The sequence below is a fragment of the Massilia terrae genome (assembly GCF_024753145.1).
Lineage (GTDB): Bacteria > Pseudomonadota > Gammaproteobacteria > Burkholderiales > Burkholderiaceae_D > Telluria > Telluria terrae.
Genome location: NZ_JANUGU010000007.1, coordinates 88,097 through 100,634, shown reverse-complemented (window position 1 = coordinate 100,634; position 12,538 = coordinate 88,097). Strand labels below are relative to the sequence as shown.

At 67.4% G+C, this 12,538-nt stretch carries 11 protein-coding genes; 7 read left to right on the top strand and 4 right to left on the bottom strand.

Features of this window, described 5'->3' with window-relative positions; all coding sequences use genetic code 11:
- Positions 1–100: 100 nt before the first annotated feature.
- From NX778_RS18605 to NX778_RS18595, 3 genes are all read left to right on the top strand, one after another.
- Positions 101–871, top strand: a complete 771-nt coding sequence (locus NX778_RS18605) for a substrate-binding periplasmic protein (RefSeq protein ID WP_258813278.1) — start codon at positions 101–103, stop codon at positions 869–871.
- Positions 872–3,493 (top strand): ATP-binding protein, encoded by a 2,622-nt coding sequence (locus NX778_RS18600; RefSeq protein ID WP_258813277.1) that lies wholly within the window; start codon positions 872–874, stop codon positions 3,491–3,493.
- Between the two features lie 85 nt (positions 3,494–3,578).
- The gene (locus NX778_RS18595; RefSeq protein ID WP_258813276.1) at positions 3,579–4,457 is read left to right on the top strand and encodes a hypothetical protein; all 879 of its coding nucleotides are present in this window, start codon (positions 3,579–3,581) and stop codon (positions 4,455–4,457) included.
- Between the two features lie 114 nt (positions 4,458–4,571).
- On the opposite strand, the gene NX778_RS18590 is transcribed toward NX778_RS18595, so the two are convergent.
- Both NX778_RS18590 and NX778_RS18585 read right to left on the bottom strand, forming a co-directional pair.
- Complete coding sequence (locus tag NX778_RS18590) at positions 4,572–4,865, bottom strand: hypothetical protein (protein ID WP_258813275.1); 294 nt, start codon at positions 4,863–4,865, stop codon at positions 4,572–4,574.
- 166 nt (positions 4,866–5,031) lie between these two features.
- On the bottom strand, positions 5,032–5,676 hold the full coding sequence (locus tag NX778_RS18585; RefSeq protein WP_258813274.1) for an ABC transporter ATP-binding protein: 645 nt from the start codon (positions 5,674–5,676) through the stop codon (positions 5,032–5,034).
- A gap of 187 nt (positions 5,677–5,863) precedes the next feature.
- On the opposite strand from NX778_RS18585, the gene egtD reads away from it, so the two are divergent.
- The 4 genes from egtD to NX778_RS18565 all read left to right on the top strand — a co-directional run bounded on the left by egtD (position 5,864) and on the right by NX778_RS18565 (position 9,344).
- The gene (egtD, locus tag NX778_RS18580; RefSeq protein WP_258813273.1) at positions 5,864–6,826 is read left to right on the top strand and encodes an L-histidine N(alpha)-methyltransferase; all 963 of its coding nucleotides are present in this window, start codon (positions 5,864–5,866) and stop codon (positions 6,824–6,826) included.
- The gene (gene egtB / locus NX778_RS18575) at positions 6,826–8,037 is read left to right on the top strand and encodes an ergothioneine biosynthesis protein EgtB (RefSeq protein ID WP_258813272.1); all 1,212 of its coding nucleotides are present in this window, start codon (positions 6,826–6,828) and stop codon (positions 8,035–8,037) included. Before egtD ends, egtB begins: the two co-directional genes overlap by 1 nt.
- Positions 8,034–8,963 (top strand): YihY/virulence factor BrkB family protein, encoded by a 930-nt coding sequence (locus NX778_RS18570; protein ID WP_258813271.1) that lies wholly within the window; start codon positions 8,034–8,036, stop codon positions 8,961–8,963. The genes egtB and NX778_RS18570 overlap by 4 nt, the downstream gene beginning before the upstream one ends.
- Positions 8,964–9,092: 129 nt before the next feature.
- The gene (locus NX778_RS18565; protein ID WP_258813270.1) at positions 9,093–9,344 is read left to right on the top strand and encodes a hypothetical protein; all 252 of its coding nucleotides are present in this window, start codon (positions 9,093–9,095) and stop codon (positions 9,342–9,344) included.
- Between the two features lie 50 nt (positions 9,345–9,394).
- On the opposite strand, the gene selD is transcribed toward NX778_RS18565, so the two are convergent.
- Positions 9,395–10,447, bottom strand: coding sequence for a selenide, water dikinase SelD (selD, locus tag NX778_RS18560; RefSeq protein WP_258813269.1), 1,053 nt, complete (start codon positions 10,445–10,447; stop codon positions 9,395–9,397).
- Positions 10,448–10,760: 313 nt separating this feature from the next.
- Positions 10,761–12,314 (bottom strand): DEAD/DEAH box helicase, encoded by a 1,554-nt coding sequence (locus tag NX778_RS18555; protein WP_258813268.1) that lies wholly within the window; start codon positions 12,312–12,314, stop codon positions 10,761–10,763.
- Positions 12,315–12,538: the final 224 nt, after the last annotated feature.

Sequence of the window (12,538 nt, the reverse complement as noted above, 5' to 3'; positions counted from 1 at the left end):
AAGCCTACGTTATAGCCCCTTTACCTTTTGTAGCTTTTTTTTGGTCACCAGAATTGGCATACTCGCGGTGTCCGTAAATATCCTCATTGCGCGCCGCGACATGCGACCACTTGCCTCCCTGCTGCTGGCCGCCGGCTGCCTCCTGGGCGTGCCGGCACTGGCCGACCCCACCGTCACCCTGTGCTTCGAGCGCCAGGAGGTCCTGCCGTGGCGTACGCTCGATGGCCACGGCCTCGATTTCGAGTTGCTGGGCGAGGCCGCGCGCCGCACCGGCGTGCGTTTCGAGTACCGCGCGATGCCGTGGAAGCGCTGCCTGGCGCAGCTGGCCGCCAACGAGGTCGATGGCGCGTTCGCCGCCAGCTTCAGCCAGGAGCGGACCGCGCTGGGCGCCTATCCGGGCGGCGACAAGGCCGACCCGGCGCGCCGCCTGCACATGGATCGCTACGTGCTGGTGCGGCGCAAGGGCAGCGCGATCGACTGGGACGGCCACGAATTCAGGCACGTGGAAGGCCGCATCGGCGTGCAGCTCGGCTACTCGGTGGCCGCCTTCCTGCGCGCGCGCCAGCTGCCGGTGGACGAGGGCAGCCAGAAGGCCGACGAGCTGGCGCAGAAGCTGCTGGCCGGGCGGCTGGAGGCGGCGGCATTCGGCGGCGGCGATGCCGTGCGCCTGCTGCGCGGCCCGCTGGGACAGCAGCTCGAAGTGCTGCCCGAGCCGCTGGTCGAGCAGGCTTACTACCTGATGCTGTCGCACGGTTTCGCCGCCGCCAATCCGAAGCTGGCGGAACGGATCTGGGATGCCATCGGCGCCGCCCGCGCCAGCCCGGCCCACGCCAGGCGCGAACGCAGCGCGGTGCAAAGCGAGCGCCGTTAAATGAGCCTGCGCCCGCATAGCTCCTTCCTGGTCGGCGCGCTGCTCGACAGCTGGCGCCAGAACGTGGTGTTCCGCCTCGGTGCCGGCATCGTGCTGGCGGTGGCGCTGACCACCGGTGTCTATACCAGCTACGTCACGCACACGCTGCGCGCCGAGGCCCACGAGCAGCTGCAGGAGCGCGTCGAGCGCCAGGCCCAGGTGCTGTCGCAGGCGCTGGCGCAGCCGCTGTTCGACATCAACAGCGCGGCGGTGTCGTCGGTGGTCGATTCGGTCGGCGCGACGCCCGAGGTGATGACCCTGCGCGTGCTGTCGCCCACCGGCGCGGTGCTCGCTTCGCTGTCCGGGACCGCAGAAGGACCGGGCATCCGGGTCGCGCGCACCATCACCTACAACGACGGCAACCGCACCTATCCGGTCGGCTCGGTGGAGCTGGCATTCTCGGCGCAGCCGGTGCTGCTGGACCTGCGCCGCCAGATCGTCCAGACCATCACCGCCAACGTGCTGCTGACGCTGGCGATCGCGCTGTCGGTGCTGCTGGTCGGACGGCGCATGACCCAGCCCTTCGTCGACATCCAGGTCGCGCTCGAGAAGCTGGCGCGCGGCGACACCGACATCGAGCTGTCGGGCATCGGCCGGCGCGACCAGGTCGGCCAGCTGTCGTCGGCGGTGCAGAGTTTTCGCGATACGCTAAACCGCCTGCGCCGCGCCGAGCAGGTGACCAACGGGCTGCTGCGCGAGAAGAGCCTGATCGAACAGCAGCTGCGCGAACTGAACGAAGACCTGGAGCAGCGCATCGCCGCCCGCACCGCCGAACTGACGGCGGCCAACGTGCGCGCCGAGGCGGCCAACGTGGCCAAGGGCGAGTTCCTGGCCAATATGAGCCACGAGATCCGCACCCCGATGAGCGCGATCCTCGGCATGGCCTACCTGGCACTGCGCACCGACCTCAATCCCAAGCAGCACGATTACGTCAGCAAGATCCATCGCGCGGCGCTGTCGCTGCTGGGGATCATCAACGACATCCTCGATTTTTCCAAGATCGAGGCGGGCAAGCTGGATGTCGAGGAGATCCCGTTCTCGCTCGATGAAGTGCTGGCCAACGTGACCAGCGTGACCAGCCAGAAGGCGGCCGAAAAGCAGCTCGCCTACCTGGTGCAGGTGCCGGACCAGGTGCCGCGCGGACTGGTGGGCGATCCGCTGCGCCTGGGCCAGGTGCTGATCAACCTCGTCAACAACGCCGTCAAGTTCACGCCCGGCGGCCAGATCGAGCTGTCGTGCGCGCTGTTGGCGGGCGCCGCGGCCGGGCATGCGCGGCTGCGCTTCGCGGTGCGCGATTCGGGCATCGGCATGAGCGCGCAGCAGCAGGCCAAGCTGTTCCGCGCCTTCAGCCAGGCCAACGGATCGACCACGCGCGAATACGGCGGCACCGGACTGGGGCTGTCGATTTCGCAGCAGCTGGTCGGCCTGATGGGCGGCGCGATCGCGGTCGACAGCAGTCCCGGCAAGGGTTCGATCTTCTCGTTCGAACTGGCGTTCGCGATTGCGCCGCTGCCGGCGCCGGTGGCGCGGCGCGCGGAATCCGCGCAGCCGCTGGCGGCGTGCAAGACCGCGCGCGTGTTGCTGGTCGAGGACAACCTGGTCAACCAGCAGATCGCGGCCGAGTTGATGCGCGCGCAAGGCATCGAGGTCGCGATCGCGGCCACCGGCCAGCAGGCGCTCGACATGCTGGAGCGCGCCGGCCCGGACGGCTTCGACCTGGTGCTGATGGACCTGGAGATGCCGCAGCTGGACGGCCATGCCGCCACCGCCGCCTTGCGCCGCGACCCGCGCTTCGACCGCGTGCCGGTGATCGCGATGACGGCGCATGCGCTGGCCGAGATCCGCGAGCGCTGCCTGGCCGAGGGCATGCAGGACTACATCACCAAGCCGGCGGAGCCGGAGAAACTGTACGCCACGCTGGCGCGCTGGCTGGGCCGCGCGCTGGCGCCGGTCCAGGTGCAACCGTCGCCCGCGCCGGCGCCGCTGCCGGGGCTGGGCGGGCTCGATTCGGCCGCCGGACTGCGCACGGTCGGTGGCAACCGCACCCTGTACCTGCAGCTGCTGCAGCGTCTGCGCGAAACCCAGCGCGATGCGGGGGGCGCGATCCGCTCCGCTTATGAGGCCGGCGACCGCGAGGAGGCCGGGCGGCGCGCGCACACGCTGCGCGGCGTGGCCGGCGCGGTCGGCGCGCGCGAACTGCAGACGCTGGCGCAGGCGGTGGAGGAGGGCATGGCGCTGGCCGGCGCCGACCAGCGCGTGCTGGCGCGCGGTGTTGTCGCGCTGGACGCGGCGGTGGCCGACCTGGTACGGCACCTTGACCGCTATTTCGACAACGCGCCCGACACGCCGGCGCCGCCGTCCGCCGCACAGGACAGCGCGCAGGAAGCGCTGGCGCGGCTGGCCGCGCTGCTGGAAGAGTTCTCGGGCGAGGCCACCGATTATTTCGACAGCGTGCGCGCGCAGCTGGCCACCGTGCTCGACGCGGCGTCGATGGCCAGGCTGCAGGCGTATTTATCGCGCTATGAATTCGAGGAGGCGCGCCAGCTGCTCGCGCGCCGCGCCGCAGCCGGACTCGGCGCGTGATCTTGCATTGATCCAGCGCGAACGCAGGGCGCGCGAGCCTTCCGGAGAATGGCCAAATAGTATATATTGTTTAAATTGTTAAACGATGGAGTACTACATGGCCAAATCAGCAACCGCCAAGGCCGCGGTCAAGAAATCCACGGCAAAAGTTGCAACGGCGGACGAGGCGCTCGCAAAAGCGCCGGCCAAACGCGCAAAGGCAGCAGGCACCGCGGGCGCAAAGCGCGCTGCGGACAGCACGAACGTAAAGGCAGTGGCAGCGACGCCGGCGGCAGCGGCAAAACCGGCGGCAAAACCGGCGGCAAAGAAGGCGGCTGCCAAGCCGGCCGCCAAGGCAAGCAGCAAGGGTGCAGCAGCCACGGGCGCAGCGAGCAAAGCGGCAGCGGCCAAAGTCGAAGCGAGCAAATCTGCCGCCACAGGCGCAGTGGGCAAAGCTGCGGCCACCAAGGCGGCATCCACCAAATCCGCGCCGTCCAGGGAGGCCAGCGCCAAGCCGGTCGCAGCGGCCGGCGCCAAGACTGCGAAGGCGGCTGGCAAGGCGGCCGCGAAGGACGCCAAGCCTGCGGGCAAATCCGACACGGCAGCCAAGCAGGGCAAAAACAAGGACGCCAAGGGCGGCCCGGCCGCCAAGGCAGTCAGCGCCGCGGTCAAGGCCGCCGGCAAAACTGCGGCGCGTGCGGGCGGCAAGCCGGCCCGTGGCGGCAAGGCAGGGCGTCTCGCCGGAGCGCATGCGGACGGCGACGACAAGCCGCGCCTGGTGCGCGACAGTTTCACGATGCCGGAGCGCGAGTACGCCGTGCTCGCCGAGGTCAAGCAGGCTTGCCTGAAGGCCGGATTCGAAATCAAGAAGAGCGAACTGCTACGCATCGGCGTCGCGCTGATCAGCCAGATCGACCTGGCGACGCTGCAAAGCGTGCTCGAGAGCCTGCCGCAGCTCAAGACCGGGCGTCCGCGTAGCCGCTGAGTGGCGATCCAGCGGACGTAGCCGAACCGAGCGCTGCGCCGCCCTCACTACGCACGTCGTTTCGGCTTCCGCTGGAACGACGTTCTTTTTTTAGCTGACGTTCAAATGAATGCCTCAGTGCATGCTCATCGACGCGCTCGTCAGCTCCTTCAGCTCGCCGATCGGAATATTGGATTTTTCGTGCATCCGCAACAGGATCGTCGGGCCGACGTTCAGCTTGCGGTGACGGATCTTGCTGATGATCGGCGGCTGCACCTCCAGTACCCGGCACAGCTCGGCATCATTCTTCAGGTGCATGCGCTCGATCAGCGTGTCGAGCAGTTTGTTGGGCACGAAGCTCGACGGTTCCATCGCGCGCGCTCGGTGCATCGCCTCCAGCATTTCCTGTTTCTTTTGCCTTACGCTCATGTACTTCTCCATTGTTCTGAAACTCTGGTTAAGGACAGATCGTCAGTTCTGGAAGCGCCGCGCGGCTGAGTGTTGTTGTGATTGCTAGTGTTGTGGTGATATTACTACGGTGGCCCCGAACTCGACGCACTGTAGATGACAGTTCGGCATGCCCTGCCGCGTGAACTCAGGCTTGCTGGAGGCCGGCGCGGGTGAGCACGAGGATACGGTCCGCCATGGCGGCGGCCGCGTGGGAATGGGTGACCATGATGGCGCCGGCGCCGCTGGCGCGGGTTTCCTCGCGCAGCAGGCGCAGGATGGCGTCGGCGGTGTCGGGGTCGAGGTTGCCGGTGGGCTCGTCCGCCAGCAGCAGGGCTGGGCGGTGCACCAGTGCGCGGGCGATCGCGACCCGCTGCAGCTCGCCGCCGGACAGCTGGCGCGGGAAATCGTGGTCGCGCCCGCCCAGGCCGACGGCAGCGAGCATGTCGCTGGCGCGCTCCGGCGAACCGCCGTTCAGCAGCAGCGGCAGCGCCACGTTCTGCAGCAGCGTCAGGTGCGGCAGCACGTGGAAGGCCTGGAAGATAAAGCCCATGCGCGAGCGGCGCAGGCGGGTGGCGGCATCGTCGTCGAGCGCCGACATCGGCGTGCCGTCCACCAGCACCTGGCCGCTGTCGGGGGCATCCAGTCCGGCGATGATATTCAATAGCGTCGACTTGCCGACGCCCGATTCCCCCATGATGGCGACGAATTCGCCCGGCTCGAAGCGATACGACAGGCCACCGAGCACTTGCCGGCCGCCATAGGATTTGCTGAGCTTGACCAGTTCCAGCATGTCGGGTCAGGCGGCGCTGCGGCGGTGGTGGATCGTCATGTATTCTTTCAGTGCATTTCCAATGTCGGACGCACGCTTGCATCCAAGTTTGCGGCGGTGAAGGAGCGGATCGGCTATGATGCCTGCACAGCAACACAACCCTAGCCATTTCGCATGGTGCGGTGTGGCGGCACGAATGATAAACCTTATGCTGACGTCATGCACGACCGAAACTCGCCAGACCAGCGCCAGTGCCCACGAACCTGCCGAACTGCAGGCTGGGCTGATGGCGGAGCACGCCTGGATCAGCCCCAAATTCCTCTACGATGAACTGGGCTCGCGCCTGTTCGAGGCGATCTGCGAGCTGCCCGAGTATTACCCGACCCGCACCGAGGCCGCCATCTTCGAACGCAACGGCGCCGACATCGCCCGCGCGGTCGGGGCCGGCGCCACGCTGATCGACCTCGGCGCCGGCAACTGCGCCAAGGCGGCCAGCCTGTTCCCGCTGCTGCGGCCGCGCCAGTACGTGGCGGTCGACATCTCCACCGAATTTGTCACCGGGGCCATCGACAGCCTGCGCCAGCGTTTCGGCCAGATCGATATGCGCGCCTGCGGGCTCGATTTTTCGCGGCCGTTCACCTTGCCTCCCGAGGTGCGCGAGGAACGCCGCCTATATTTCTACCCGGGCTCGTCGATCGGCAATTTCACCCCGGGCGAGGCGGTGGAATTTTTGCGCCGCGTGCGCGCCCAATGCGGCGACGATGGCGGCCTGCTGATCGGCATCGACCTGGAAAAGGACAAGGCGGTGCTGGACGCCGCCTATGACGACGCGCTCGGCGTCACCGCCGCCTTCAACCGCAACGTGCTGCGCCACGCCAACCAGCTGCTGGGCGCCGATTTCGACATCCGCCGCTGGCGCCACCAGGGCTTCTACAATGCCGACGCCGGCCGGGTCGAGATGCACCTGGCGGCGTGCGGCGAGCAGCAGGTGCACTGGCCCGGCGGCGGCCGCGCATTCGGCGATGGCGAAGACATCCACACCGAGAACAGCTACAAGTACCGGCCGGCCGGCGCCATCGCGCTGCTGGAACGGGGCGGCTTCGAGGCGACCCGCATCTGGACCGATCCGGAGCGCTGGTTCGCGGTGATCCACGCACAGGCGATCCACTGATGAAGCTGCAGCGCGACCTGGACGCCACCCGCCAGCGCTCGCTGCGGCTGGCCGAGCCCCTGTCGGCCGAGGACTGCTGCGCGCAGTCGATGCCGGACTCCAGCCCGGTCAAGTGGCATCTCGCGCATACCACCTGGTTCTTCGAGACCTTCGTGCTGGAACCGCACGAGCCGGGCTTCGCGCCCTTCGATCCGTCGTTCCGCTACCTGTTCAACTCCTACTACAACGGCATCGGCGCACGCCACCCGCGCCCGCAGCGCGGCCTGCTGACGCGTCCCGCGCTGGAACGCGTGCTGGTGTGGCGGCGCAACGTCGACGCCCGGCTGGCGCGGCTCCTCGCGTCCCGCGCCGGCGATGCGGCGCTGGCGTCGCTGGTCACGCTCGGCGTGCAGCACGAGCAGCAGCACCAGGAACTGATCCTCACCGACGTCAAGCACCTGCTGGCCCAGAACAGCAGCGCGCCGGCCTATCTCGACCAGCCGCTGCCTGCCGCCGCCGCGCCCGCGCCCCTGGCCTGGCAGCGCTTCGATGGCGGAGCGGCCGAGATCGGCTATCGGGGCGATGGCTTTTGCTTCGACAACGAGTTGCCGCGCCATCGGGTCCATCTGGAACCATTCGAGCTGGCCACCCGGCTGGTCAGCAACGGCGAATTCCTGCGCTTCATCGAGGCGGGTGGCTACCGCGACCCGGCGCTGTGGCTGTCCGACGGCTGGGACCGGGTGATGTCTGGCGAGCTGGCCCATCCGCTGTATTGGCAGCGCGATGACAAGGGCGGCTGGCAGGAGTTCACGCTGCATGGCCTGGCCCCGCTCGATCCGGCACGGCCGCTCACCCATGTCTCGCTGTACGAAGCGGACGCCTACGCGCGCTGGTGCGGCACGCGCCTGCCGACCGAGGCCGAATGGGAAGTCGCCGCGCGCGGCCAGCCCGTCCCGGCCGGCGCGCTGCATCCGGACGCGGCCGCATCCGGCGGCCTGTGCCAGCTCTTCGGCGATTGCTGGCAATGGACCAGCAGCAGCTACAGCCCTTATCCCGGCTTCGCCCCCGCGCCCGGCGCGATCGGCGAATACAACGGCAAGTTCATGATCAACCAGTACGTGCTGCGCGGCTCCTCCTGCGCCACGCCGCCCGGCCACGCCCGCGCCAGCTACCGCAACTTCTTCCCGGCCGGCGCGCGCTGGCAATTCACCGGGATCCGGCTGGCGCGATGACCGGCATCGGACGGCGGAGGGTCCGCATCCTCAACCGGCGCGCCAACGCCTACATCATGTCGCACCCGCTCGAATTTACGCTGCGGGTGATCAGGTGCTTCCGCGCCAACCAGGGCCTGCTGCTGGCCGGCGCCGTCGCTTACTACGCCTTGCTGTCGATCGTGCCCTTCGTGATGCTGGCGGTGGTGGTGCTGTCGCACTTCTTCGAGCAGGCCGAACTGCTGGAGACGCTGCGCCGCTACCTCGAACTGGTGGTGCCGGGCCAGTCGCGGCCCTTCGTGGCCGAGGTCGCGCATTTCCTCGACAACCGCGACCTGATCACCTGGGTGCTGGCCGTGACCATGGTGTTCTTCAGCTCGCTCGCCTTCACCGTGCTGGAGAACGCGATGAGCGTGATCTTCGTGCACCGGGTCGCGATCCGGCGGCGGCATTTCCTGGTGTCGGCAGTGCTGCCGTACTGCTACGTGCTGGCGCTCGGCATCGGGGTGACTCTGGTGACCCTGGTCGCGGGCGCGCTGCAGGTGATGGGGCAGGAGAGCGTGAGCCTGTTCGGCCACCTGTGGTCGCTGCATGGCGTCTCGGGGGCGCTGCTGTACCTGCTCGGGCTGGGCGGCGAGATTCTCGTGCTGACCTCGATCTACCTCGTGATGCCGGTCGGGCGGCTGTCGACATCGCATGCGCTGGTGGGCGGCGTGACCGCGGCGCTGCTGTGGGAAGTCGCGCGGCACCTGCTGGTCTGGTATTTCTCGACGCTGTCGCAGGTGAACGTCGTGTATGGCTCGATGACGACCGCGATCGTGGTCATGTTCAGCCTGGAAATTGGCGCCACGCTGCTGCTGTTCGGCGCGCAGGTGATCGCCGAATACGAGCGCGTCGGGCGGCCGGATGGGGATCGCAAGGCGAAGCCGCTCACCACCCGTCCCTGATTCTAAAAAGTTCGTCGCGCCAGCGCCACAGCCCGATCCGATTTGCGCCTTGTCAAATTCCTGTCATCCTCAACTGGCACAGTAGCCTTCGACAGATCAATGTCTCACGAGGATTTGACGGAGGGAATGATGAACCCGGAATTTGCAGGAATCTGGCCGCTGGTGCTGGCCGTGCTGGTGGTTTCCGCGCTGGTGCTGCTGGCGCTGCGCCGCTTCTGGCTGGTGCGCCCGGGCCGGCGCATCGCCGTCGGCGAATCAGGGCTGCAACTGACTTTCCTGGATGCCTGCGCCCCGGAAGGCGGGGTGGTGCGTTTCGAGGATTTCCCCGCGGGCCGGCTGCGCTCCGGCACCATCCACGCCAGCGACACGCGCCGCGCCTGACAACAAAAAGGCTGCGCGCGGCAGCCTTGCTTGTCACGGACCGTCGCAGCTCAGGCGCTGACGGTCACGCCGGGCTTGCCGTCTTCCATGCGGCCGATCACGGCCGCCTCGCCAAAGCCTTCGCGCGCGAACAGCGCCAGCACCTCGTCCACGCTGCCCGGATCGCAGGACACCAGCAGGCCGCCGGAAGTCTGCGGATCGGTCAGCAGGGCGCGCTGGGCCGGGGTGATTGCGGTGGCCAGCGCCACCTCATGCCCGTACGCATCCCAGTTGCGGCCCGATGCGCCGGTGAAGAAACCATCATGCGCCAGCTGCTCGACGCCAGGCAGCAGGGGGATATTCGTCATGTCCAGCCGCGCCGACAGCCCGGCGCCGCGCGCCAGCTCCAGCAGGTGGCCGAGCAGGCCGAAGCCGGTGACGTCGGTCAGCGCATGCACGCCGGCCATGTCGGCCAGCGCCTTGCCCGGCTTGTTCAGCTTGGTGGTGTTGGCGATCATCGCCGCATAGCCGTCCGCGCCCAGCGCGTCCTTCTTCAGCGCCGCCGACAGGACGCCCACGCCGAGCGGCTTGCCCAGCACCAGCACGTCGCCCGCGCGCGCGTCGGCATTGCGCTTGACCTTGGATGGGTGCACCAGGCCCATCACCACCAGGCCGTAGATCGGCTCGACCGAGTCGATGGTGTGGCCGCCCGCGATCGGGATGCCGGCCTCGGCGCACACGGACTCGCCGCCGCGGATGATCTGGCCGATGGTGTCCAGCGGCAGCTTGTTGATCGGCATGCCTACCAGCGCGAGCGCCATGATCGGCGTGCCGCCCATCGCGTACACGTCGGAGATGGCATTGGTGGCGGCGATGCGGCCGAAATCGAAGGGATCGTCGACGATCGGCATGAAGAAGTCGGTAGTGGCGATCAGCGCCTGCTCGTCGTTGAGCTTGTAGACGGCGGCATCGTCGGCGGTCTCGATGCCGACCATGAGTTGCGGCGGCACCGGGAAGCCGCTCGACTTTTTCAGGATCTCCGACAGCACGCCGGGCGCGATCTTGCAGCCGCAGCCGCCGCCGTGCGAGAAGGAGGTGAGTTTGATCGCTTGTTCGGTGCTCATGGTCTGGATCCGTGTATCAGGTTTCGCAACGCATGATTATCGCCGAACTCGCGCCTGAGCGCTTCAGGGCAGCCGGTCGGCCTCCTTTTGCAGGCGCTCGATATCGTATTTTTCCGGCCGGGCCTCGATTCTTCGCTTCAGCTTTTCGAACTCGGGCGGCATGTCCTCTTCGGGTCGGTCTGCTTGTCGAATGTTGGACCCGCAAAAGGATCTAGCTGGCATTATTGTTCATTTTTTTGAAAGCACAAGCTGGCGGTGAAAGGTGAAAAAAAAGGCTGCCGAAGCAGCCGTTTTTCATTGCGCCAGACCGCGATCAGAAATCGCGGAAGTTGCGGCGCGCGCTGTCGGTCGAACGCGGGTGCGAGGCATTATTGCCCTTGTAGCCGCCGCCGGAGCGGTTGTTGACGCCTTCGCGCTGCGGCCGGTCGCCGCCGCGGTAGCCTTCGCCGGAGCGCTGGCCTTCGCCACCCTGGCCGAACGAGCGCTGGCTGTCGCGATTGCCATAGCTGCGCTGGCCTTCGTTGTTGCCGTAGCTACGCTGGCCTTCGCCATTGCCGTAGCTGCGCTGGCCGTCACCGAAGGAACGCTGGCCCGGCTTCTTGTTGAAGCGGCCTTCGCCCGGCTTCCAGCCCGGACGGGTGTTCGAACGCGGCGCCGGGGCGCGCTTCGGCTCCAGGCCGGCGACCACGTCGACCGGAATCGATTGCTTGGTGAAGCGCTCGATACGGCGCACGTTCATGCTCTCGGCGTGGTTCACCAGCGAAATCGCCAAGCCGTTGCGGCCGGCGCGGCCGGTGCGGCCGATGCGGTGCACGTAGTCTTCCGGGAACTTCGGCAGGTCGTAATTCACCACGTGGGTGATGTTCGGCACGTCGATGCCGCGCGCGGCGACGTCGGTGGCGACCAGCACCTTCACCTGGCCGCGGCGCAGGCCGTTCAGGGTGCGGTTGCGCGCGCCCTGGTGCATGTCGCCGTGCAGCGCGGCGGCCGAGAAGCCGGCGATGTTCAGGCGGTCGGCGATCATGTCGGCGTCGCGCTTGGTGGCGGTGAACACCACGGCCTGGTCCAGCCCTTCGTCGCGCAGCACGTGGTCCAGCAGGCGGTTCTTGTGCGACAGGTCGTCGGCGTAGTGCACGCGCTGCTCGATGTTCTCGTGACGGTTGGTGGCGCTGGCGATCTGGATCACCAGCGGATCCTTGGTGATGCGGCGCGCCATGTTGCCGACCACGCCGTCCAGGGTCGCCGAGAACAGCATGGTCTGGCGCGACGCAGGGGTGGCGGCGACGATCTTCTCGATGTCTTCGATGAAGCCCATGTCCAGCATGCGGTCGGCTTCGTCCAGCACCAGCATCTCGAGCTGGGAGAAGTCGATCTTGCCGGAATCCATATGGTCGATCAGGCGGCCCGGCGTGGCAACCAGGATTTCCGGATTCTTCGCCAGCAGCTGCATCTGTTTAGGGTAGGGCATGCCGCCCAGGATCGACACGGCGCGGATGCGGCGCATGTGCTTGCCATATTGTTCGGTGGCGGTGGTGACTTGCAGCGCCAGTTCGCGCGTCGGGGTCAGCACCAGCATCTTCGGCTGGGCCGGGCGGAAGCGCACGCGCTCGCCGCGGGCACGGGCCGACTGCGCTTCTTGCGCGGGGGAGCGGCCCAGCGGCGCCTGTTCGGCGCTGGCCAGCTGGTGCAGGGCCGGCAGCATGAAGGCCGCGGTCTTGCCCGAGCCGGTCTGCGACGAGACCAGCAAGTCGCGCCCGGCGATGCCGGCCGGGATTGCCTGCGCCTGGACCGGGGTCGGGTTTTCGTAGCCGGCTTCGGCAACTGCTTTGACGATAGCGGCGTGTAAGCCTAGTGCTTCAAAACTCATTGTGTACTTTTCTCGTTTCCTTGATATGGGCACCCGGCATTGCAACGGGCGCAAAATAGCGACGCGAACCAACAACGAAATGACTTAAAACGGAAAGAAATTTCGGCACAAAAGCTTTGCGCCGGGACGGTGCCAAGGGACGGCACACAGGGCGGAGGGCTTTTTGGAAGGGTATCCCGTGGATACCTCGGGCTTGCGAAGCTGCTAGTGATACTACTGTGAAG

Bases quoted from the DNA above. Each gene is read 5' to 3' on its own strand.
- NX778_RS18600 (WP_258813277.1), top strand. From the start codon at position 872: ATGAGCCTGCGCCCGCATAGCTCCTTCCTGGTCGGCGCGCTGCTCGAC.
- egtD (WP_258813273.1), top strand. From the start codon at position 5,864: ATGCTGACGTCATGCACGACCGAAACTCGCCAGACCAGCGCCAGTGCC.
- NX778_RS18565 (WP_258813270.1), top strand. From the start codon at position 9,093: ATGAACCCGGAATTTGCAGGAATCTGGCCGCTGGTGCTGGCCGTGCTG.
- NX778_RS18585 (WP_258813274.1), bottom strand. From the start codon at position 5,676: ATGCTGGAACTGGTCAAGCTCAGCAAATCCTATGGCGGCCGGCAAGTG.
- NX778_RS18570 (WP_258813271.1), top strand. From the start codon at position 8,034: ATGACCGGCATCGGACGGCGGAGGGTCCGCATCCTCAACCGGCGCGCC.
- egtB (WP_258813272.1), top strand. From the start codon at position 6,826: ATGAAGCTGCAGCGCGACCTGGACGCCACCCGCCAGCGCTCGCTGCGG.
- NX778_RS18605 (WP_258813278.1), top strand. From the start codon at position 101: ATGCGACCACTTGCCTCCCTGCTGCTGGCCGCCGGCTGCCTCCTGGGC.
- NX778_RS18555 (WP_258813268.1), bottom strand. From the start codon at position 12,314: ATGAGTTTTGAAGCACTAGGCTTACACGCCGCTATCGTCAAAGCAGTT.
- selD (WP_258813269.1), bottom strand. From the start codon at position 10,447: ATGAGCACCGAACAAGCGATCAAACTCACCTCCTTCTCGCACGGCGGC.
- NX778_RS18595 (WP_258813276.1), top strand. From the start codon at position 3,579: ATGGAGTACTACATGGCCAAATCAGCAACCGCCAAGGCCGCGGTCAAG.
- NX778_RS18590 (WP_258813275.1), bottom strand. From the start codon at position 4,865: ATGAGCGTAAGGCAAAAGAAACAGGAAATGCTGGAGGCGATGCACCGA.